This is a genomic window from Roseospira goensis (assembly GCF_014197795.1).
Lineage (GTDB): Bacteria > Pseudomonadota > Alphaproteobacteria > Rhodospirillales > Rhodospirillaceae > Rhodospira > Rhodospira goensis.
Map to the genome: position 1 here is coordinate 21,210 of NZ_JACIGI010000012.1, position 20,833 is coordinate 42,042.

A 20,833-nucleotide genomic window follows, 5' to 3' on the forward strand; every position below is an offset into this window, starting at 1 on the left:
TCCGACGGAACGAGACCCCTGCTGTAGGCGGGGCGGCGCCGCCGGGTCAAGGCGGCGGTCCCGATAGGCGGCCGATCAGCGCCGCGCCGGTAGCATCAGGGGATGGCCGTCCGGCGGATTGACGAGCCATCCGCCGCTGTCGAGGGCGCGCACGAACCAGCCGCGCCGCCCGGCCTCTGCGGCCAGATCGGCCGGCACGGGCGCCCGGAAGCCGTCGGGATGTTGGGGCAGGTCGCCCCCGTCCGCCCAGAAGCGGACCTCGGCGGACAGCGCGGCGTCGTCCAGCGCCCCAACGGTCCGCTGGCGCCAGACCTCGGCCAGGCGTTGCATGCCGGTGGCGCCGAGACGGCGGGTGAGCCCCACCGCCTCCAGGGCGTCGCGCAGCCTGGGCCAGCTCTCGGCGGTCTCCATCAGGCCCATCGCCTCACGGACCGCCTCCAGCATGGTGCGCTCGGCCGCCGCGTCATCCGGACCGGTCCGGCGCGGGGTCGTGTCTTCCGTCATGGGTGGGCCGCCTCCTGTCGTCCTGTTGGCGATGGGCTGGCGATGGGCTGGCGATGGGGTCTCCGGGGGCCGGCTCGGGCGTGGCGGGCGCGTCAGTGCGACAGCAGCACCGGAAGGGTGGCGTGGTCCAGCACGTGACGGGTCACGCCGCCCAGGATGAGTTGGCGCAGTCGGCTGTGGGTGTAGGCCCCCATGACCAGCAGGTCAGCGGCGCGGTGGTCGCAATGGGTCAGCAGGGTCTTGCCGACGTCGTCCCCGTGATGCCCGCGGACGTCGAGGATCGTGGTTTCCACGCCGTGCCACGCCAGGTACTGCGCCAACTCGTCGGCACCGCAGGGGGCATCGGACTCCGCGGCGGCCAGGATGGTGACGGTATCGGCGCGCTCCAGGAAGGTCATCGCCGCCTGCACCGCGCGCGCCGCCTCCGGCGAGCCGTTCCAGGCGATGGCAACGGAACTGCCCACGGTCGGTACCGGCGTCGGCGGCGCCACCAGAACCGGCCGGCCGGCTTCCATCAGGGCGGCGTTCAGGGTGATGAGGGAGGGCAGCTCGCGGTCCGGCATCGGGCGCCCGGCCACGATCAGGTCGGACACCCGCCCGAGCGCCGCCACCTCCTCCGGCTCGCCGCCGTCGCGCAGCAGCCAGCCCGCCGACAGCGTGTCCAGCGGCGGCGGTCCCTCGCGCAGGGGGGCATCGCGCGCGGCCACCAGGGCGTCGAAGGCGCTCTTGGTGGCGTCGGCGCGGGCCTGGGCGTCGCGTTCGGCGGCCGCCATCATCTCCTCGACCAGGGCGCCGGCCATGGCCTCGCCGACATAGGGCACGGCCGAGGCCGGGTCCGGCCGGACGTGCAGCACCGTCACGTGGGCACCCAGGGTGGCGCCGACCGTGAAGGCCGTCTCCATGGCCGACTGGCCACTTTCGACGCTGCTGGCGATGGCGAGGATGGTCTTGATGCCGGGCATTGTACGCTCCTTCGTGGGGCCCCGCGGCGGCCACCGGAGCCGCCCGGCCACCGGCGGGACCGGATCTCACTCATGCCACTATGAATCTCCACGGCCGCGCGGAAAAGCGATTTTCCGTGGCAACGCGGCGCGGCGGTCCCATCTGAAGGCGGAAACCCCTTGTTGGACCACGGGTGATGAGGCCCATCACGTGACAACCGTACTGACCATCGTGGTCGTCCTCGTGGCGGTCGCGCTGTTCCTGGATCTTGCGCTGCATCGGGCGTTGCGGGCGCCGCGCCTGCCCGGCACGACCGAGCCCGCCGACGTGGGGGTGCATGCCATCGCGGTGCGCCTGCTCACCGCCAACGACCGGCGCCTGTTCGCCTGGTACTGCCCGCCGCCGGCCGCGGACCGGCGGCGCCCGGCCCCGGCGCTGGCGGCCGTGCACGGCTGGGGCGGCACCGCGGACGGGCTGCTGCCGCTGGCCCGGGTGCTGCAAGCCGAGGGCTACGGCGTGCTGCTGATCGACACCCGCTGCCACGGCCGCAGCGAGGACGATACCTTCGCCTCGCTGCCGCGCTTCGCCGAGGATCTGTCGCATGGTGTCGACTGGCTGCGCGCCCGGCCCGAGATCGACGCCGGCCGCATCGCGGTGATGGGGCATTCGGTGGGCGCCGGCGCCGCCCTGCTGACGGGCAGCCGCCGCCGCGATCTGGTCGGCGTGGTCAGTCTGGCGGCGTTCGCCCATCCCGAAGAGGTGATGCGGGCGTTCGTGCGCACCTGGGGCGTGCCCTATCGGCCCATCGGATGGGCCATCAACCGCTATGTAGAGCGGGTGATCGGGCATCGCTTCCGTGACATCGCGCCGCTGTCCACGGTCGCCCGTCAGCACGCGCCGGTGCTGCTGCTGCACGGCGGCCGCGACCGGGTGGTGCCGGTGCGGGATATGGAGCGCCTGCGCGACGCCGCCCGGGCGGCGGGGTGCGCAGTGCAGGCCGTGACGGTGCCCGGGGTCGATCACGAGGGGGTCGATCCGGAGACCGGCACCTCGGTGATCGACCGCGGCGCGGACCACCTGCGCGCCTTCCTGGCCGGGGTAGCGCCGGTGCGGGCGATGACGGCGGCGCCGGACGATCTGGCCGCGCCGGCCGCTGCGCGTGCGGGCCGCGCCGGCCCGGTGATCGACGAACCCGGCCGCGCCCCGGTGCGGGCCTGACAGGAGAGGACAGGGAGTGTGGGACCCGTGAGCGAGCAAGGCGATCCGGCCGTCCTGACCGTGCTGGAGGCCGGCGACCCGGAGCAAGGGCTGTGCCCTCCGCCGCGTTGGCGCCTCGTCACCGACGGCGTGATGGGCGGGCTGTCGCAGGGGCAGGTGGTGGCCGAGCCCGTGCGGGGGCGGTCCGCCCTGGTGCTGACGGGCACGGTCAGCCTGGAGAACAACGGCGGCTTCATCCAGATGGCTTGCGACCTGCGGCCGGATGGGGCGGTGGTCGACGCGCGCGGCTTTGCGGCAGTCGAACTGGACGTGTGCGGTGACGGCGAGACTTATGGCCTGCACCTGCGCACCACGGACATCACCCGGCCGTGGCAGTCCTACCGGCTGGCGTTCGTGGCGCCGCCGGCCTGGACCACGGTGACGCTGCCGCTGGCCGAGGCGGTGGCGCACCGCACAGACGCGCCGTTCCGGCCGGAGCGGCTGCGACGGCTGGGCCTGGTGGCGATCGGGCGGGCGTTCCAGCCCTGGCTGGCGGTGGCGCGGATCGCCTTGCGCGGGCCGTGACCCACACCGGCCGGACACGACGGGGCGCCGCGAGCGGGCACACGCGAGCCTTCAAGAAAAGAGGCTCAATTCGCTTTGGGTATACATATCCAGGATCAGCAATATGCTTCGCGAGATTGAATGCCCTGTGGTTTCAGCGCCTTACGCTGTTCCTGTATACCCAATGCGATTTGAGCAAAAAAAAAGCGTCCCCGTGACGGGCCGATGGCCGGTGGGGGGACGCGGGACGAACGGGCTCTGGCCCTCGTCAAGGTCGGTGTCCGTGAGAGGAGTTCGGACCGCCGCGTCATCGGATACATCCGGCGGAGTTATCCGATGTCAGGTTGTATAGTAACTTACATAGAGCCCCGCGGCAAGACTCGCGTGGGCGACGATGGGGTCAGCAGACACCCCTCATGCCTTTCGCGTGCTGGTCTGTGCATCCCCAGGTGTGTTGTTTCGGTGCAACAGTGCGCGGCATTATCGCGCCTCTTGTGAGGCGGCCGGCCCGGGTGCTAACGTCGCCCCCAGTTGGTTCCACCGAAAATCCTGGCGAGGCAAGGCGTTCGTCCGGACGGCCGACCGCGTGACGACAGCGAAGCGTGGAGTGCGAGATCCGGACCTCCTAGCCGCGCCGGGCAAGCCGTGACGGGGTGAGTCTTGCGCGCGAATGCCATCAAGCCGGGCGACCGCTTTAGAAAAGCCGACTCGGTGTACCCGACCGTCTGGGTCGTGACCCGGGTGATCCGGTCGCCGGGTGTGCCGACGCACTACATGCTCACGGATACGGACGGCCGCAACGAAGTCCGGACCATCTCCGAGCCGACCCTTGTCGATACCGCCTACTACTTTCCCATCGACCCGCCGGCCGCGCCCGACCCGGTGCCGGCCGAGGGCGGCGGGCCGGCGCGGACCCAGTTCCAAGGGCGCGGGGAGACGTCGCGTACCGACACGGCCCGTGCCGACTGCGGCGACGGCGAGACGCGGGGGTGGCTGAACGATCTGGGGCTGGATGGGGCGCGCGCCCCGGGAGCCTCGCGAGCGCGCTGACCCGGCATGCCCCGTGCCGCGACCGGTGACCGGTGGGGTGTGCCGCGCGGGCCGGGACGGGATCCGCTCGGCGCCTGGGTGGGCTGACGAGGAGACAGCGACGGATGATCGCGGATTACGGGGTCCCGGCCGACTCCGGCCAGGACACGGCCCTGGCGTACGTCGCCAGCGCGGCGGCGGGCCGGGCCGACGTGTTGCGCGCCGTCGACCACTGGGTCTATGTGATCGGCGCCGAACTCGATGCCAGCCTGACCACGCGGATCGTGGACTCGGACCACGACATGGTGGTCATCGACGTCGTCACCACCGTGCGGGGCAGTGAGGGGTTCCCCCTGGCCTCGACCGTCCAGACCCTGAAACAGCGTCCCGGCAGCGCCGGGGATGCCGGCGCCGACGACAGGCTGGTGCTGGCCTACATCGACATCGGTCAGGCCGAGGACTATCGCACCTACTGGCAGGACGGCTGGGGGATCGGCAATCCGGACTGGATCACCGCGCTTGATCCCGACGGCTGGGAGGGCAACTTCCCGGTGGCGTACTGGACCGAGGCCTGGCAGGACATCTGGGTGCGTCCGGGCGGCTACCTCGACCGCATCGTCGACGCCGGCTTCGACGGTGTCTATCTGGACTGGGTCGAGGGCTACAGCGACGAGAACGTGGCGGCGGCGGCCGCCGCCGCCGGGGTCGATCCGGTGCAGGCCATGGTCGACTGGGTGGGCACGATCGGCGACCACCTGCGGGCCCGCGACGACGACCTGCTGGTCATCGGCCAAAACGCGGCCGACCTGCTCGTGATGAGCGACTACCGCGCGGCCATCGACGGCATCGCCCAGGAGCACGTGTGGTACGACGGCGGCGCCGACAACGAGCCCCCCGGCGACTGTCCGCTGCCGCGCACCCATGCCGACGTTGACACACACGCCTATTTCAATGCGCTCTCGCCGGCGTGCCAGGCGGTCTACCTGGCCTATCCGTACGGTCCATTGCATGTCAGCAGCGAGTACTACCTGGAGCGGCTGGCGGTGGCCGACGCCCATGGTATTCCGGTGTTCACCATCGACTATGCCACCGAACCGGACACCATCCGCTGGATCGCCGACACGGCGCGGGCGTTGGGATACACGCCCTTCGTCACCACCCGAAACGTGGACGTGTTCCAGGACGTGGTGGAGCGCAGCGACGCCGGCGATGGCAACACCCCGGGGTCGGACCTGGCCGATGTCCCGCTGCCGCCGCCGGGCGTCGATCCCCTGACCTGGGCCTTCGATGCGGCCTGGTACCTGGCAGCGGAACGCGACGTCGCCGCCGCCGGCGTCGACCCGTTCGGGCACTACATGGCCTACGGCTGGCGGGAGGGTCGGGATCCCGCCCCGTGGTTCGACAGCGACGCCTATCTGACCGCCTACCCGGACGTGGCCGCGGCCGGGCTCAACCCGTTCCTTCACTTCGTTCAGTGGGGCTACACCGAGGGGCGCGATCCCGCGCCCGATTTCTGAGGCCGCACCGGCCCGTGCCGGATGCCGTCGTGCCGGATGCCGCCCGCCCGGGCCGGGCGCCCAGCGGGGCCTCGCCGTGCCGCAGATCCATCGTGCCGGAGCCATGATCCCCGACCAGCAACGCGATACCTTCGCTTTCCTCGCCCGTCCCGGCTCCCACGGATCCGATGTCGGCCGCGTGGATCAGGTGCATACCCACATCTCCGCCATCTTCCTGGCGGGAGACCGCGCCATCAAGCTGAAGCGGGCGGTGCGGCTGCCGTTCGTGGATTTCACCGACCCACAAATCCGCAAGCGCGCCTGCGAGGCCGAGGTGGCCCTCAACGGCCGCTGCGCGCCGGACCTCTATCTTGGCGTCGCCGCCGTCACCCGCGACCCGGAGGGCCGCCTGGCCCTCGACGGCGCCGGGGAGCCGGTGGACTGGGTGGTGCTGATGCGGCGCTTCGACGAGCAGAGCCTGTTCTCTCGCCTGCTGGGCCGTGGCGAGCTGACACGGGAGCGGGCCACGGCGCTGGCGCGGGCCATCGCGGACTATCACGCCGGCGCGGAGGTCGTCCGGCGCGACGACAACGCCGCCCGCATGATCGCTGTCGCCCAGGGCAACCGGCGCAGCATGCTGGACTCCGTGCCCGAGGTGCTGACGCGGGAGGCGGTGGACACCCTGACCGCCCGCACCGTCGCCGCGCTCAACGCTCACGCCGACCTGATCGACCGGCGCGGGCGCGAGGGATGGGTGCGGCGCTGTCACGGCGACCTGCACCTGCGCAACATCTGCCTCTGGAACGACCGGCCGACGCTGTTCGACGCCATCGAGTTTAACGATACCTTCGCCGTCATCGACACCCTGTACGATCTCGCGTTCCTGCTCATGGACCTGGACCAGCGCGGTTTTCGGCGGCTGGCCTCGATCATCATGAACCACGTGATGGAGCACGAGCCGGACGTGGAGGGGCTGGCGCTGCTGCCGGTGTTCCTGTCGATGCGGGCCGCCATCCGGGCCCACATCAGCGCCACCATGGCCCTGGGCAGCGACGATCCGGCGCACGCCCAGGAGTTGCGCCGGCGCGCCCACGCCTACATGGACCGCGCGTTCGCCTATCTTGCGCCGCCGCCGCCTCGCCTCGTGGCGGTGGGCGGCCTCTCGGGCAGCGGCAAGTCCCGCATGGCGCGCGAGTTGGCCCCGCTGCTGGGGGCCTGCCCCGGGGCGCTGGTCAGTCGCTCGGACGTGCTGCGCAAACGGCTCGCCGGCGTCGGACCCTACGAGACCCTCGGGGAGGGCGGCTATACGCCGGAGATGAGCCGGGCCACCTACCAGGCGCTGTGCGAGGAGACGGCGGCGGCGCTCCGCCAGGGGCACGCGGCCGTGGCCGATGCCGTGTTTGCCCGGCCAGAGGAGCGTGCCGCCATCGAGGCGGTCGCGCGCGAGGTCGGCGTGCCGTTCCACGGCCTGTGGCTGGAGGCCGATCCCGATGTGGCGGCGCGCCGCATTGGCACCCGCCGCCACAACGCGTCGGAAGCCACGGTGGCGGTGCTGGAGCGCCAACGCACCTACGACCTGGGTCCGATGACGTGGTCGCGGGTCGACAGCAGCGGGCCGCGGCGCACCACCCTGGCCGAGGGCCGGCGCCTCCTGGGGGTGTGACCCAGGCTCACCGCCGCGGGATGTGGCGCCACCACCGGTCGCCCGAGAGCGAGTACACCGGCCGGTAGTGCCGGATGCGGTCGTGCCGCACAAGCTGGTTGCGGGCCTGATTGTCGAGGATATAGGTCGTACCGTCGAGCGTGGCGGCAAGGACCATGTGGCCGATCTGGAGGTTCAGGTCCTGGACGTAGACGATGCGCAGGTCCGACAGCGACCAGCCCAGATGCCGCAGGGTGGCGTACTTGGAGATGGCGAAATCCTCGCAGTCTCCGTTCCGGCTGATGAACTGCCCGGGTGTGGCCCAGTAGTCGTTCTGCCCCCAATTGGGCATGTCCTCGATGTAGCGCAGCCGGTCGAAGTACCGTGCCACCTCTTGAAGCTGCGAAAGCTTGTCGAGCCGGGACGTGCGCTCGATGAACCCCACCCAGTCGGGGTATGGACAGGCGTCGTAACCCCGGCCGCGGCACGGCGGCGGGACCACGGTCTGCTCCGTACCGTAGCGGTCTAGGACGCCGTCCCACTTGCGGAAGGTGGCGAGAGCGCCGGTGCGCTCGACCTCGCGGCTGCCGAACAGGCCGGCGCGCGCGTCCGGCGCCATCGGCCCTGCCAGCAGGAAGAGACAGAGCAGCGCCAGGAGCGCCAGGACATGGCGGGTGTGGATCGGCCAACCCGGGGAGGCCGCCGCGCGGAACTGAACCGACAGGCGTGACATGGGCGGTTGCGACTCCGTGACCTGAGCCCGAGGGCTGTGGTTGCGCCGTGATGCCCCGCCCCTGTGATCCCGACCCTCATATGATACGCGAGCGCGAGCCGCTGTGCATCCCGACCGAATGATATAAGAGACGGGGACGGGGACGGAGGACGCCAGCCCGGGCCGGGCGCTGTCGGCTTGCGGCGCCGCGGGGATCGCGGCACGGTGGGCGAGGGCGCCGCAGCAAGGCCGGCGGCCCGGTCGAAGCCGGTTCGGGAGGAGAAGCCGCCCATGAACGCCGACAGCCGCGGATACAGGTCCGCCCCGCTGCCCAGCGACGAGCGCGAGCGGCTGCAATCGCTGCATCGCTACGCCCTGCTGGACAGCGAGCCCGAACCCGCCCTGGATCGGCTGGCGATGCTGACGGCCCGCCTGCTGGGTGTGCCGATCGCCCTGGTGTCGCTGGTGGACGCGGAGCGTCAGGTCCTGATGGCGCGCTGCGGCCTGGAGACCCGCGAGACCAGCCGCGACGTGGCGTTCTGCGCCCACGCCATCCACAGCGACGACATCCTGGAGATCCCCGACACCCACGCCGACCCCCGATTCGCCGGTAATCCGCTGGTCGTCGGCCCGCCGTTCATCCGCTCCTACGCCGGCAAGCCCCTGGTCGACCGCCACGGCCACCGGTTGGGGACGCTGTGCGCGATCGACTGCGTGGCGCGGCCGCCGCTGGACGCCGGTGCGCGGGCGACCCTCACCGATCTGGCGGCCACGGTGATGGACCTGATCGAGATGCGGGCCGCAGCCCTGGACGCAGAGACCGAGCGCCAGCGGGCCCAGCGCATGGCGGAACTCAAGGACGACTACCTGTCGGCGATGGCGCATGAACTGCGTACGCCGGTGACGGCGTTGACGGGGTTCGGGCAACTGCTGAAGGCCAGCGGTGCGGCCGCCACGCTGACCGAGACCCAGCGCGGGTATCTGGAAACCATCGTGGAATCCGCGGAGTACCTGGGCCTGCTGGTGCGTGAGACGCTGGACACGCAGGCCGAGGCCGCACACGCCGGAGGGCCGAGCGCCGAGGTGGTCGACCTGGGGGCCGCCATGACGGCGGTCGGGGAGCTGATCGCGCCCCTGGCGGCCCGGCAGTCCCTGACGGTTGCGGTGCGGCCGCCCCCCGCGGAGGTGCGGGTCTGGGGCGATGCCCTGCGGCTGCGACAGGTGCTCGTCAACCTGATGTCCAACGCCGTCAAGTACAACCGGCCCGAGGGGTCTGTCCGGCTGTCCGCCAGTGTGGAGGCGGACGCGGTCCACATCGTGTGTGCCGATACCGGCTGTGGTATCCCGGCGGAGGAACTGCCGCGTCTGTTCCGGCGCTATCACCGAGTGGCCGCCACCAGCGACGGCATCGAGGGCAGCGGCCTGGGCCTGCGTATCACGCGGCGCCTGGTGCAGATGATGGGCGGACGGATCGTGGTGGAGAGCCAGGAGGGCGAGGGCACGACCTTCACGGTAACGCTGCTGCGGGCCTCGTGTTGAGGGCGGCGGTCTCGACGGGGAAGACGATCCGCACCGCTCGCGGTCCGGACCCAAACGTGCGCCCTGTCCGGAGACCACCGAGTCCTGGAACAGCCGGGGCCCGAAACGACAGAGGGGACCGAAACGACACAGGGGACCGAAACGACACAGGGGCCAGCCACGCCTGGCTCGCCCCCGTCTCGACAGGGCCCGATCACGACTGTGATGGCCCGCTGCCCGGTGTCTTTCCTTCCGGTCTTGCCCCGCCCCTTCTGTTCGGTGGCGACCAGATTATTGACTTGATCCCCGTGGATTGTTTTTTGGGATTGTTTTTTGTCCGAGGATCAAACCCCGTTGGTCGGGGCGTCCTCCCTAAACCTGGGCCGGGTGCGGCGCAATGGCCGTCTCCCGATGCTCAAAGTATCAGGGAATGTACGGAAATCAGGATCTTGAGTCACGCCTTTTTTTGGTCACGAGGGCGCCCAGTTTTTGTTCAATGGCGGGCCAATGGGGCCATGGTCGCCCAAATTGCGGGCGATTGCCGGAGGGCGCGCAAACAGAGCGTGCCTTGCCCGGGGTCTAAACAGCCCAGACGGGCAGCCCTCGCGGGTCGGCGCAACACAATGGCCCGGTCCGGTCGACCGGTCTCAAGTTGTCAGGAGGAGGGTGGCGCGGTGTTGTCTGCAAGCGACTTGGGTCCGTGCGCGGGAGGCGGATCATGACGCCGGCACGATGTTCGTTGGGAGCGGGAGAGCGCAAATGGTGCTCTTGGCTGAGTCGCTCTCGGTTTTGTGGCGTGCGTCCGCGTCGGAGGGCGGCCGCGCGCGGCCTGCTGGTGGCGGCCCTCGCGGCGGCGGTTATGCCGGCGGCCGTGTCCCGGGCGGCCGAGACAGGTCAGGCGGGACCGGCCGTCGTGGACATCGACGCCGAGACCTGCCGCCGCCTGGTGCGCCATGTCCCGGATCCGGACGTCACCTATCGGCCCGGCGTGGATGTGCGCGGCCGGCCCGTGCCTTCGGCCGACCTGCACGACTATTCGGCGTTCGAGGCCCTGGTGCCCGACACCGTCACGTTCCACGTGGTCCTCGACCCCTTCGAGGCGACCGACGCGGTGCCCCCCCGTGGCATTGAGAGCCCGGGCATGGTTCTCGGCACGGTCAGCTACGACATCAGCCGCGACGCCTTCACCGTGAACGGTCGGCCGGTCACCAGCGGGGAAGAGGCGACGCTGCGGTCCGCCTGTCGGCGCGGGCTGCGGGGGCAGGTCGCGCCCGGTGCCGTGGTCTACCCGGAGGGCTACGACGGACCGCGGTTGCCAGGACGGAAGCCGGTGCCCTAAAGTCCGCGCCATCGCGGACAATCCCACCGACCGAGGGCTCCCATGCGTCTGTCGCGCTACTTCCTGCCCACCCTCAAGGAAACGCCCGCCGAGGCGCAGATCGTCTCCCACCGGCTGATGCTGCGCGCCGGCCTGATGCGCCAGCACGCGGCCGGCATCTACACGTGGCTGCCGCTCGGCTTCGCGGTGCTCAAGCGCATCGAGCAGATCGTGCGCGAGGAACAGAACCGCGCCGGCGCCCAGGAGCTGCTGATGTCGACCATCCAGTCGGCGGACCTGTGGCGGGAAAGCGGCCGCTACGACGATTACGGCAAGGAGATGCTGCGCATCCGGGACCGGCACGAGCGCGATCTGCTCTACGGCCCGACCAACGAGGAGGTCATCACCGACGTCTTCCGCGGCTGCGTGCGCAGCTACAAGGACCTGCCGCTGAACCTCTACCATATCCAGTGGAAGTTCCGCGACGAGGTGCGGCCGCGCTTCGGCGTCATGCGCGGGCGCGAGTTCCTGATGAAGGACGCCTACTCCTTCGACCTGGATCTGGACAGCGCCCGCCACTCCTATAACCAGATGTTCGTGGCCTATCTGCGCACCTTCGCGCGCCTGGGCCTGAAGGCGATTCCGCTGCGCGCCGAGACCGGCCCCATCGGCGGCGACCTGAGCCACGAGTTCATCGTCCTGGCCGACACCGGCGAGAGCGAGGTGGAATGCCACGGCGCGCTGCTGGAGAAGGCGGTGCCCGAGGGCGTGGACTACGACGGCGACCTGCAACCGGTCGTGGACGCCTGGACCGGGCTGTACGCCGCCGCCGATGAGATGCGCGATGCGGCGGCGGCGGACGCGCTCGGCGACACCCTGGTGCGGGCGCGCGGCATCGAGGTCGGCCATATCTTCCATCTCGGCAAGAAATACTCCGAGGCCATGGGCGCCACCGTCACCGGGCCGGACGGCGAGCCGGTCACGGTGACCATGGGCTGCTATGGCATCGGGGTCTCGCGGCTGGTCGGTGCCATCATCGAGGCCAGCCATGACGAGCACGGCATCATCTGGCCGGCGTCCGTGGCGCCGTTCCATGTCGGGCTCATCAACCTGAAGACCGGCGACGCCGCCACCGACGCGGCCTGTGCCACGCTGTACGAGCGCCTGGGGCCGGACCGGGTGCTGTACGACGACCGCGACGAGCGTGCCGGGGCCAAGTTCGCCGACATGGACCTGATCGGGTTGCCGTGGCAGGTGATCGTGGGTCCTAAGGGCCTCGCCAAGGGCGTGGTCGAGCTGAAGGACCGCGCCAGCGGGGCGCGCGAGGAGGTCTCGACCGAAAGCGCGCTGGCCCGGCTGGTGGGGTAGGGCCGGTGCCCGCGGCCGACTCTCGTCCCGGCGCGGGGGGCGGCGCCCTGTGCCCGGGATGGCGCCGGCGCCGGGCCGAATTCCGCCATCTTCCGGTGATGGCCTGACGCGCGCCTCGCCGCGCGTCCCGTCACCGCCACCCGGAAAGACCCGCCGATGTTCAATGCCTTCGAGCGCATGATGGCGCTCCGCTACCTGCGCGCCCGCCGCAAGGAGGGCTTCGTCTCCGTGATCGCCGGCTTCTCGCTGGCCGGCATCGCGCTGGGCGTGGCCACGCTCATCATCGTCATGGCGGTGATGAACGGCTTCCGACAGGACCTGATGGGCCGGATTCTGGGCTTCAACGGTCACCTCTACGTCTACGGGGCGGAGGAGACCCTGGCCGACTACCGGGACCTGGCCGGGCAGGTCCGCGCCGTCGACGGCGTGGTCTCGGTGTTGCCGACCATCGAGGGTCAGGTGATGGTGACCGCCGGCGGCGAGAGCCGGGGCGCCATGGTGCGGGGCGTGCCGGCGGACCGCCTGGCCGAGCGCCCCATGCTGGCCGGCAGCATCGTGCAAGGGTCGCTGCCCGACCTGACCGGGCGCGACCGGGCGATGATCGGCGCCCGACTGGCCGAGCGGCTGGGGCTGCGCCTGGGCGACGACCTTACGCTGATCTCGCCCAAGGGCAAGGTGACCGCCTTCGGTTCGGTGCCGCGCATCAAGACCTACGAGATCGCGGCGATCTACGAGGTCGGCATGTTCGAGTTCGACTCGGCCTTCGTGTTTCTGCCGCTGGAGGCGGCCCAGGTCTACTTCCAGATGCCGGAGCAGGTCAGCCACCTGGACGTGACGGTCCAGAACCCGGACGCCGTGCGCGCGGTCACCGGCAACATCGCCGCCGCGCCCCTGAACCAGGGGGTGCGGCTGCGCGACTGGAGGCACACCAACGCCACCTTCTTCAACGCGCTCCAGGTGGAGCGCAACGTGATGTTCCTGATCCTCACCCTCATCATCCTGGTGGCGGCGTTCAACATCATCTCCGGCCTCATCATGCTGGTGAAGGACAAGGGCCGCGACATCGCCATCCTGCGCACCATGGGGGCGACGCGCGGCGCCGTCATGCGGGTGTTCTTCCTGGCCGGGGCCAGCGTCGGTGTGGTGGGGACCACGGTCGGGGTGGTCCTGGGGGTGGTGTTCTGCTGGAACATCGAGAGCATCCGCCAGGCGCTCCAGACGCTGACCGGGACCGAGCTGTTTTCGCCCGAGATCTACTTCCTGTCGCAGATGCCGGCGGAGATGGACCCGGCCGAGGTGGTCTCGGTGGCGCTGATGGCGCTGGGGCTCAGCCTGGCCGCCACCCTGTACCCGTCGTGGCGGGCGGCGCGCACCGACCCGGTGGAGGCGCTGCGCTATGAGTAAGGCGACGACCAGGGGCAACGGCGTGGCTGACGGGACCGAGGCGCTCACCCTGCGCGGCATCCGGCGGGCGTTCAAACAGGCCGACGCGCCGCCGCTGACGGTTCTGGACGGCGCCGACCTGGAGGTTCGCGCCGGCGAGATCGTGGCCCTGGTGGGGCCGTCCGGGTCCGGCAAGTCGACGCTGTTGCAGATCGCCGGCCTGCTGGAACGGCCCGACGCGGGCGAGGTGCTGCTGGCGGGCGAGCCCGCCTCCGGCCTGGGCGACGGCGGCCGCACCCTGATGCGGCGCAAGTATCTGGGGTTCGTCTACCAGTACCACCACCTGCTGCCGGAGTTCTCGGCCGAGGAGAACATCGTCGTGCCGCAGATGGTGGCGGGCGTGCGCAAGGGTGCCGCGCGGGTCCGGGCGCGGACGCTGCTGGAGCGCATGGGGCTGGCGCGGCGCGGACACCACCGCCCGGGGCAGCTCTCCGGCGGCGAGCAGCAGCGCGTCGCCATCGCCCGCGCGCTGGCGAACGGACCCCGGGTGCTGCTGGCCGACGAGCCCACCGGCAACCTGGACCCGCACACGGCGGACGGCGTGTTCGCGGAGCTGCTGCGGCTGGTGCGGGAGGAGGGGCTGGCCGCCCTCATCGCCACCCACAACCCGGACCTCGCGGCCCGCATGGACCGGGTGGTCACCCTGCGGGAGGGGAAGGTGGCAGCGGTGGCGCGATAGGCGGCGTCCGCTCAGCCCCGCGTCAGGCGCACCAGGGTTTCGGCGGCGATCAGGTCGCGGCGCACCGCCTCGCGCGCCCTGAGGGCCTCGCGGTCCGCGCCCCACTGTTCCATCTGCCAGGTCTCGTCGAGGCGGGAGAGGGCGAATCCGGTCTCGCCGTCCACGCGGCCGTGCGCCAACGCCAGCGCCAGCACCAGCGATCCCGACGCCGCCGCCGCGCTCTGCGCGGCCGTCAGCGCCCAGTCGTCCAGGGCGTCGAACGCCGCGTCGAGGGCCGCCGCCGCCTCGGTGGTCTGGCGCAGCGGCATCACGCCGGCGGTCACCGCCAGCCGGGCCGACAGCGCGGATTCGGCCCAGTCCAGCAGCGGCTGCCACTGGGCCGCCTGGCGCGCCGCCAGTTCCGCCGGGCTGTCGGCGCGGTAGCACAGCAGATCGGCGTCCACGTAGCGCAGCAACTCCGCCCGCAGGCCGGCGCGGTCCGGTGCCACCCGCTCCAGGGTCGTGTTGGCGAGCTGGGTCAGCGGCATGGCGTGCGGGTTGATGGTGTCATCCTGGGCCTGCCATTCGTCCGCCACCGCCGCCGCCAGCGCGGCCGTGGGCAGGCAGAGAACCGCCCGTGATGGGGTGCGCACCGGCCGTCCGTCCAGGAACACGCCATGGCCGCCGTCGACCGGGCCGGGCGCGGCGCTGGCATAGAACCGGTGCGGGCCGGCGGCGGGTGCGGGGGCGGCTGTCTGGGTCATGGCACGGTTGGATCACTGTAGAATGGGGGCCGGGGGTCGCTTAGCATACGGCCCGGGGCCGGGGCCAGACGTGCGGCCGGCCTACAGCCGATTGCGACAAACCGGAATCGCGGCACGACGTCGGTTTGCCGCGATAATCGGCTGTAAAATCAATAATATAGAGCCGATTTACGTTCGAAATCGGACCGCATCTGCGGTTCCGATTTCGAACAATCGGCCCTAGTTCCCCAGCAGGCCGCCCAGCCCTTCGCGGATGGCGTCCCCGATCGCCTCCTCGGGCGTGGCCGGCTGCTGCGGCTGTGGCTCGGACGGCGCCGGCTGCTGCGAGCCGTCGGGCTGTACCACGGTCCGGCTCTCGGTGGGCGGGGCCGGTTGCTCCGGCTGCGCCGGCTGCTCGGGCTCAGGCGCCGTCTGGGGCGCGGCCGCCGGTGCCGTGGCGGCGCCGCCGCTGTCACCGCCGCCGCCGCCCAGCACGCCTTGCAGCGCGCCGCCCAGGGCCTCGTTCAAGCGGTCGCCGGTGCCCTCGGGCAACCCCTCGGTCAGCCCTTCGGTGACGCCCCGGATCTGCTGCTGGATCTGCTCCTCGACGGCCTCGGCCGGGGCGGCGGTTCCGGGCGCGGCCGACTCGGCGGGGGCGGCACCGATCTCGCCGGGGTCCTTTTGGCCCAGTGCCACCAGGCAGGGCTCCATCTCGCCGTCCGTGCTGCTGCCCAGCAGGCTGCCGGCCAGGTTCTCGCCCAGCAGGGACAGTCCGCCGGTCGCCACCGCGCCGGCCGCACTGGCGGCCGTCTTCAGGCCGGTTTCGACCGCCTTCTGCGCGTCCAGCTCCAGCGCCGGGCTGGCGAACGGTCCGGTGACGGCGAACAGCTCGACGATCTTGCCGAACCCGGTCTCCAGGCCGATGCCCGGCCGCGGTCGGGGCGCGATCTTCACGTTCAGGCGCTCGGCGCCCAGGTCGAAGGCGCCGCCGCCGCCGACCACCATCTTGTCGGTCTCCAGCGCGATGCCGTGGTCGTTCGACAGGACGCCCTGGGTCGCGGTCATGTTGAACACCAGGCACTGGATCGGGGTCGTCGGCTCGCGCTGGCCGAACGGGTTGATGAGTTCGCCGAGCTGGGTGAAGACGTCGCCGCCGGCCCAGTTGACGGCGCCGTTGTTCATGCGGGCATCCACGGTGTGCACCAGCACGGCGCCGGTGAGCGTGCCCGCGATCTGGTGCGGCGTCGCCCCCTGGCCCGAGAGCGAGACCGTCAGGGTCGTCGGGCCGCCCTCCAGGGCGTCGGTGCCGCCGAAGGTGCGGGCCAGGGTGCCGAGCGCGACCCGCTCGCCGGTGAGGTCGACGCTGGCGCGGGCGCCGCCGCCTTCGGTGGGGGTCAGGGCCACGGTGCCGGCGATCTGACCGCCGGCGATGCCGGCCTGCACCGGATCGAGGGCCAGGGCGCCGCCGGCCAGCGTCAGGCCCAGGGTGACGTTGGCCATCTCGGCGCCGCCGGGCAGCACCGCGCGATCGGCGGTCAGGGTCAGCGTGGCGTCGGCGGCGCGCAGCGCGTCTAGGGGCAGCGGCGTGTCCGGGATCATCGGTCCGCCGCTGGCGCCGCCGCCGCTGCCGTCCGCGGGGGCGGCCGGGGCCGGGGCCGCGCCGGCGGGGCCGCCCGCCAGTTCGTTCAGGTCCAGCAGCGGGGCGTTGATCCGGCCCGCAACGGCCGGCCGGGGGCCGTCCAGCACGGCGTCGATGGCGCCGGACAGGGTGCTGCGGCCCACGGTGGCCTGGATGTCCCGGAGCCGATAGCCGCCGGTGATGTCGGAGAGGCTGGCGCGGGCGTTCAGGGGCACCGGCACCGGGGCGCCGAGGTCGGCCAGCACGGCCGGGTCCGGTGCGTCCACACCGACGGTCAGGTCGAGGCCGGATTGCGCCAGGGCATCGGCAATGGCGCCCGTGGCGGTGGCGCGGAAGCGGCCGGCCTCGCCCACGGCGGCGTCGAGGCCGGAGACGGCCAGGGCGTCCGGCGATCCGGTGACGGTGGCGGTGACGGCGAAGGGGCCGAGCGCCGGGACGTCCACCGGCTGTCCGACCTGCGCGGCCAGATCGGCCAGGGCGCCCACCTCGGCGCCCTCGGCGCTGATGGCGAGGTCGAGACCCTGGACGGCGGTGACGTTTTCCACCGCGCCGGTGGCCGTCACCTTCAGTCGCGGCATCGCGCCCAGGCTGGCGTCGAGCCCGGACAGCGCCAGCGCGTCGGCGTCGCCCTGCACCCGGGCCGCGACGCGATACGGGCCGAGGGCCGGGACGGGTTGGGTCTGGCCGAGCGCCGCCAGCAGCGCCCCCAGATCCCCGAGCTGCGCGCCTTCGGCGGAGACCGCGAGGTCGAGGCCCCGGGCCTTGGCCGGGACGGCGATGTCGCCGGCGACGGTGACGGTGGCGCCGCCGGCGGTGGCCGTGACGTCCAGCGGCCACGGCGCCGCGGACGAGGCGGTCAGGCCGGCCAGCGGTCCCAGTGTGCCGGCGAGCGTGAAGGCGGCGTCGTTGTAGGCGCCGGCGATATCGACCTCGAGGGGGGCATCCAGGCCCGCGCCGGTCAGCGAGACCCGCTCCAGGGTAACCCGCATCGTCTGGCCGCTGACGCCGTCGCGATAGGTCAGGGCGCCGTCGCGCAGGCGCACCTCCTGGATTTCGAGCTGGGCCGCGCCGCCGCCGGCCTCCCCGTCGGCGCCGGCCGGGGCCGTCTCGCCGGCGGGCGCAGCCGCGTCGGGGGTGCCGAAGGTCCAGTTGCCGGTGCCCTCGGCGTTGGTCTCCAGCGACACCACCGGTTCGACCAGGATCAACCGGTTGACGCGGATCTGGCCGGACAGCAGGGGCAGAACCTCCACCTGCGCCTCCAGGCGTTGCACCGAGACCATGGTGGGATCGCTGGCCCAGTCGGTGTTGCCGATGCTGACACCCTCGACCACCAGGGCCGGCGACAGTCCGATGGCGAGGTCCATCTCGCCGTCGATGGCGACGCGGCGACCGGTGGCGTCTTCGATCGCCCCGGCGATCTGACCGCGATACTGGCTGACGTCGAGCGTGGCGATGAACACGCCGACGCCGATGATCAGCAGCACGAGCAGGCCCCCGATCACCTTGAGGATGGTCGACAGTCGCATGGCAACAGTTCCCTATGTCGTCCGCCCTTGGGTCGTCCGCCCCTGAATCGTCCGCCCCTGGGTCATCCGCCCCCGGGTCGTCCGCTGGAGTGGTTGGAGCCGGGGCCGCCCCGCCACGGTCCCGGCCGGGCGCCGCGTGGTGGTCCCCGATCCCCCACCACAGGACGGAATTGTGGCCGTCCTTGGGCGCAGCGGCTTGGCGGCGGCGCCCGACCGCGTGCCGAGAGCAGATCGCGCCAAAACGGACTCGCGCCGCGGTCCCATTTCGGCGCGTGAATCTGGCCTAGAATCAATAATTTCGAGCCGATTCACGTTCGAAATCGGACCGCATGTGCGGTTGCGATTTCGACCAATCGGCTCGAGGTCAAAAAAAACCCCGGAAAGCGAGCGCTTTCCGGGGCAAGTGGAACAGGGAGGTTTCACGTCTGGGAGACGTCGGGAACCTGTCAGAGACAGGACCCGCACCGGGCGACACACCCGATGTTCCGTCGCCTCGCCGACCCGCACGGCATCGGATGTCGCCGGGGCGGTGAGGCAAACCGCATGTGACCAACGTCACGGCCAGGAACTTAGGGCCCGGCGCCGACGGCCACCATCTCCATTTCCGAAAAGTTGGTATGCGGAAGGGTCATGACTGGCGTTGCGTCGGCCGCGTGGACAACGCGGGGACAAAAAGAAGACCCCCGGAAGGCCGACGCCGTCCGGGGGCAAGGGGAACAGGGAGGTTTACATCACGAGGAGACGTCCGATGCGGACGATGAACTCCGCTGCGGAGGCATGCCGTCCCGGCGCGTCTTTGTCTGAACCACCGCAATGCGGGTCCCGGTCAGACAAAACCGCTCCGGGCGTGCCGGGCGCGGACACGTGGTCCACACCGTCACCGTGCCTTGACACTACGGGGATACCACCGCCAACACTATGGTTTTATTCACAATTGAGCCCTGAGGGGGGTGCATGGCTGGACGCGGGCGGCGGGTGGTGGCTCAGGGCGCCCGCTCGGCGCCGGGATCCGCGAGCGCGGCGGCGAGCACCGCCGGGTCATGGCCCCAGTCCGCATAGCCGCGGGCGATGTGCGCATAGTAGGCCTCGGTCGGTGGTCCGCGGCGGGCGTCCACCTTGATGTAGGTCAGGACCGCGCGCGACCGTCCCTTGGCGTCGGCGACCGTCAGGTGCGCCCGGCGGTAGCGTCCCTCGGCGACCCCCTCGACCGCGTCGAGGGTGCGCTCGCATGCGGGCGTCAGGCGGTAGAGCGCGGCGGGCACGGTCCCGCCCGGCGCCGGCTGGATGGTCGCCACCCGCTCGAAGCACAGCCGCCAGTCCGGCAGGATCACGGGATCGAGCGGCGTCGCCCGCGGGCACCGCTCGGCCATGCGCGAACGGCTGAGGTTCGATCCATAGGCCAGGTACAGCATCGCTCTCCATGGGGTGGCTGGGGGGCGGTGGGAGGTCGGTGGCGCGGGGGCGTGCGGCGCCGCGGTCGTGTCGCGTCTGGTCTCGCGACCGCGCCGCAGTATAGTGGCCGCCGTCCGCCCCGTGAACGCCCGGAGGTCTCCATGACAGCCGTTCCGCCGTCCCGCTTCCCGGCCGCGCTGACCCGGCGCCGGCTTGTCGCCGGCCTGCTGGCCGCTCCCGCGGTGGTCCGGTTCGGCCCGGCCGCAACGCCGGCCGCCGCCGCCGCGCCGGCGGTCACCTTCGCGCGCAGCGCCGTCGCCGTCGTGACCCATGACGGCCGCCGTTACACATTCTCTGTCGAGGTCGCGCGCACGCCGGCCCAGCGCGCCCGCGGCCTGATGTACCGGCGGCGGCTGGCGCCGGATCACGGCATGCTGTTCGACTTCGGCGGCACCGGCCCGCGCGCGATGTGGATGAAGAACACCTATGTCGCGCTCGATATCCTGTTCCTGGAGGCGGACGGGCGCATCTGGAAAATCGCCGCCGATACCACGCCGCTGTCGGAGGCCACCATCGTCGCCGAGGGGCCGATCCGGGCTGCCCTGGAGCTGCGCGCCGGCACCAGCCGGCTGCTCGGGATCGAGGTCGGCGACGACGTGCGCCATCCGATGTTCGGGGACCCGCCCGTGCGGGTGCAGGGCGCCGAGTGAGCCCGCGGCCCGCCGGCCGCGTGGCGGTCGTCCTTGACTTGGCGCAATGCCTCTGACTCACTGGCGCCATGGCCAGTCTTCCCGCCCTGCGTCGCCGCTTCGGCCCCGTCCTCCCGCCCGTGCTCGGGCTGGGGGCCCTGGTCTATTTCGGCTACCACGCGGTGAACGGCGACCGCGGCCTGCTGGCCTGGTGGCAGTTGCGCCAGGACATTCGCGTCGCGACCCAGGAGCGCGCGGCGCTGGCCGAGGAACGCCGGCTGCTGGAGCACCGGGTGCGGCTGTTGCGGCGCGATCAGTTGCATCCCGACATGCTCGACGAGCGCGCCCGGGCCATGCTGAACCTGGTGGGGCCGGACGAGATCGTGATCGTCCCGCCGCGGCCCGCCTCGGGGCGCGATCCGGGAGCGTTCTCAACCGATTAACCGCATTCTG

The 20,833-nt window shown here is 71.7% G+C and carries 18 protein-coding genes; 12 read left to right on the forward strand and 6 right to left on the reverse strand.

Features of this window, described 5'->3' with window-relative positions; translation table 11 throughout:
- Positions 1-75: 75 nt before the first annotated feature.
- Both GGD88_RS08710 and GGD88_RS08715 read right to left on the reverse strand, forming a co-directional pair.
- Positions 76-504, reverse strand: coding sequence for a hypothetical protein (locus tag GGD88_RS08710; protein WP_184434256.1), 429 nt, complete (start codon positions 502-504; stop codon positions 76-78).
- A 92-nt stretch (positions 505-596) separates the two neighbouring features.
- On the reverse strand, positions 597-1,466 hold the full coding sequence (locus tag GGD88_RS08715; RefSeq protein ID WP_184434258.1) for a universal stress protein: 870 nt from the start codon (positions 1,464-1,466) through the stop codon (positions 597-599).
- Positions 1,467-1,656: 190 nt separating this feature from the next.
- Here GGD88_RS08715 and GGD88_RS08720 point away from each other — a divergent pair, with 190 nt between their 5' ends.
- From GGD88_RS08720 to GGD88_RS08740, 5 genes are all read left to right on the forward strand, one after another.
- Entirely contained in the window at positions 1,657-2,664 is a 1,008-nt protein-coding gene (locus tag GGD88_RS08720) for an alpha/beta fold hydrolase (RefSeq protein WP_184434260.1), read from the forward strand.
- A 27-nt stretch (positions 2,665-2,691) separates the two neighbouring features.
- Positions 2,692-3,228 carry a CIA30 family protein gene (locus GGD88_RS08725; protein WP_343056318.1) on the forward strand — a complete coding sequence of 179 codons (537 nt, stop codon included), beginning with the start codon at positions 2,692-2,694 and terminating at the stop codon, positions 3,226-3,228.
- A gap of 690 nt (positions 3,229-3,918) precedes the next feature.
- Positions 3,919-4,257, forward strand: coding sequence for a hypothetical protein (locus GGD88_RS08730; RefSeq protein ID WP_184434263.1), 339 nt, complete (start codon positions 3,919-3,921; stop codon positions 4,255-4,257).
- A 104-nt stretch (positions 4,258-4,361) separates the two neighbouring features.
- Entirely contained in the window at positions 4,362-5,753 is a 1,392-nt protein-coding gene (locus GGD88_RS08735) for a glycoside hydrolase family 191 protein (protein ID WP_184434266.1), read from the forward strand.
- A 178-nt stretch (positions 5,754-5,931) separates the two neighbouring features.
- Complete coding sequence (locus GGD88_RS08740) at positions 5,932-7,395, forward strand: bifunctional aminoglycoside phosphotransferase/ATP-binding protein (RefSeq protein WP_343056319.1); 1,464 nt, start codon at positions 5,932-5,934, stop codon at positions 7,393-7,395.
- A gap of 7 nt (positions 7,396-7,402) precedes the next feature.
- On the opposite strand, the gene GGD88_RS08745 is transcribed toward GGD88_RS08740, so the two are convergent.
- Positions 7,403-8,107, reverse strand: a complete 705-nt coding sequence (locus GGD88_RS08745; protein ID WP_184434272.1) for a transglutaminase-like cysteine peptidase — start codon at positions 8,105-8,107, stop codon at positions 7,403-7,405.
- A 270-nt stretch (positions 8,108-8,377) separates the two neighbouring features.
- Here GGD88_RS08745 and GGD88_RS08750 point away from each other — a divergent pair, with 270 nt between their 5' ends.
- From GGD88_RS08750 to GGD88_RS08770, 5 genes are all read left to right on the forward strand, one after another.
- On the forward strand, positions 8,378-9,625 hold the full coding sequence (locus tag GGD88_RS08750; protein WP_184434274.1) for a GAF domain-containing sensor histidine kinase: 1,248 nt from the start codon (positions 8,378-8,380) through the stop codon (positions 9,623-9,625).
- 892 nt (positions 9,626-10,517) lie between these two features.
- Positions 10,518-10,943 carry a hypothetical protein gene (locus tag GGD88_RS08755; protein WP_184434277.1) on the forward strand — a complete coding sequence of 142 codons (426 nt, stop codon included), beginning with the start codon at positions 10,518-10,520 and terminating at the stop codon, positions 10,941-10,943.
- A 42-nt stretch (positions 10,944-10,985) separates the two neighbouring features.
- A complete protein-coding gene (proS, locus tag GGD88_RS08760; RefSeq protein ID WP_184434280.1) occupies positions 10,986-12,290 on the forward strand; it encodes a proline--tRNA ligase in 1,305 nt (434 codons plus the stop codon).
- Between the two features lie 156 nt (positions 12,291-12,446).
- The gene (locus GGD88_RS08765) at positions 12,447-13,694 is read left to right on the forward strand and encodes a lipoprotein-releasing ABC transporter permease subunit (protein WP_184434283.1); all 1,248 of its coding nucleotides are present in this window, start codon (positions 12,447-12,449) and stop codon (positions 13,692-13,694) included.
- Positions 13,687-14,412, forward strand: coding sequence for an ABC transporter ATP-binding protein (locus tag GGD88_RS08770; protein WP_184434286.1), 726 nt, complete (start codon positions 13,687-13,689; stop codon positions 14,410-14,412). The genes GGD88_RS08765 and GGD88_RS08770 overlap by 8 nt, the downstream gene beginning before the upstream one ends.
- A gap of 11 nt (positions 14,413-14,423) precedes the next feature.
- Here GGD88_RS08770 and GGD88_RS08775 read toward each other — a convergent pair whose 3' ends face one another.
- From GGD88_RS08775 to GGD88_RS08785, 3 genes are all read right to left on the reverse strand, one after another.
- Positions 14,424-15,155 (reverse strand): ATP12 family chaperone protein, encoded by a 732-nt coding sequence (locus tag GGD88_RS08775; protein WP_184434289.1) that lies wholly within the window; start codon positions 15,153-15,155, stop codon positions 14,424-14,426.
- A 219-nt stretch (positions 15,156-15,374) separates the two neighbouring features.
- Positions 15,375-18,299 (reverse strand): AsmA family protein, encoded by a 2,925-nt coding sequence (locus GGD88_RS08780; RefSeq protein WP_184434292.1) that lies wholly within the window; start codon positions 18,297-18,299, stop codon positions 15,375-15,377.
- A 983-nt stretch (positions 18,300-19,282) separates the two neighbouring features.
- Positions 19,283-19,711 carry a gamma-glutamylcyclotransferase family protein gene (locus GGD88_RS08785; RefSeq protein ID WP_184434294.1) on the reverse strand — a complete coding sequence of 143 codons (429 nt, stop codon included), beginning with the start codon at positions 19,709-19,711 and terminating at the stop codon, positions 19,283-19,285.
- 141 nt (positions 19,712-19,852) lie between these two features.
- Here GGD88_RS08785 and GGD88_RS08790 point away from each other — a divergent pair, with 141 nt between their 5' ends.
- On the forward strand, positions 19,853-20,401 hold the full coding sequence (locus tag GGD88_RS08790; protein WP_184434297.1) for a DUF192 domain-containing protein: 549 nt from the start codon (positions 19,853-19,855) through the stop codon (positions 20,399-20,401).
- A gap of 68 nt (positions 20,402-20,469) precedes the next feature.
- Complete coding sequence (locus GGD88_RS08795; RefSeq protein WP_221237069.1) at positions 20,470-20,823, forward strand: FtsB family cell division protein; 354 nt, start codon at positions 20,470-20,472, stop codon at positions 20,821-20,823.
- The last annotated feature ends 10 nt before the right edge of the window (positions 20,824-20,833 follow it).

What these genes read in the sequence shown, in the direction of transcription:
- GGD88_RS08710 (WP_184434256.1), bottom strand. Translation starts at nt 504, where the DNA reads ATGACGGAAGACACGACCCCGCGCCGGACCGGTCCGGATGACGCGGCG.
- GGD88_RS08715 (WP_184434258.1), bottom strand. Translation starts at nt 1,466, where the DNA reads ATGCCCGGCATCAAGACCATCCTCGCCATCGCCAGCAGCGTCGAAAGT.
- GGD88_RS08735 (WP_184434266.1), top strand. Translation starts at nt 4,362, where the DNA reads ATGATCGCGGATTACGGGGTCCCGGCCGACTCCGGCCAGGACACGGCC.
- GGD88_RS08745 (WP_184434272.1), bottom strand. Translation starts at nt 8,107, where the DNA reads ATGTCACGCCTGTCGGTTCAGTTCCGCGCGGCGGCCTCCCCGGGTTGG.
- GGD88_RS08750 (WP_184434274.1), top strand. Translation starts at nt 8,378, where the DNA reads ATGAACGCCGACAGCCGCGGATACAGGTCCGCCCCGCTGCCCAGCGAC.
- proS (WP_184434280.1), top strand. Translation starts at nt 10,986, where the DNA reads ATGCGTCTGTCGCGCTACTTCCTGCCCACCCTCAAGGAAACGCCCGCC.
- GGD88_RS08765 (WP_184434283.1), top strand. Translation starts at nt 12,447, where the DNA reads ATGTTCAATGCCTTCGAGCGCATGATGGCGCTCCGCTACCTGCGCGCC.
- GGD88_RS08770 (WP_184434286.1), top strand. Translation starts at nt 13,687, where the DNA reads ATGAGTAAGGCGACGACCAGGGGCAACGGCGTGGCTGACGGGACCGAG.
- GGD88_RS08775 (WP_184434289.1), bottom strand. Translation starts at nt 15,155, where the DNA reads ATGACCCAGACAGCCGCCCCCGCACCCGCCGCCGGCCCGCACCGGTTC.
- GGD88_RS08780 (WP_184434292.1), bottom strand. Translation starts at nt 18,299, where the DNA reads ATGCGACTGTCGACCATCCTCAAGGTGATCGGGGGCCTGCTCGTGCTG.
- GGD88_RS08785 (WP_184434294.1), bottom strand. Translation starts at nt 19,711, where the DNA reads ATGCTGTACCTGGCCTATGGATCGAACCTCAGCCGTTCGCGCATGGCC.
- GGD88_RS08790 (WP_184434297.1), top strand. Translation starts at nt 19,853, where the DNA reads ATGACAGCCGTTCCGCCGTCCCGCTTCCCGGCCGCGCTGACCCGGCGC.
- GGD88_RS08795 (WP_221237069.1), top strand. Translation starts at nt 20,470, where the DNA reads ATGGCCAGTCTTCCCGCCCTGCGTCGCCGCTTCGGCCCCGTCCTCCCG.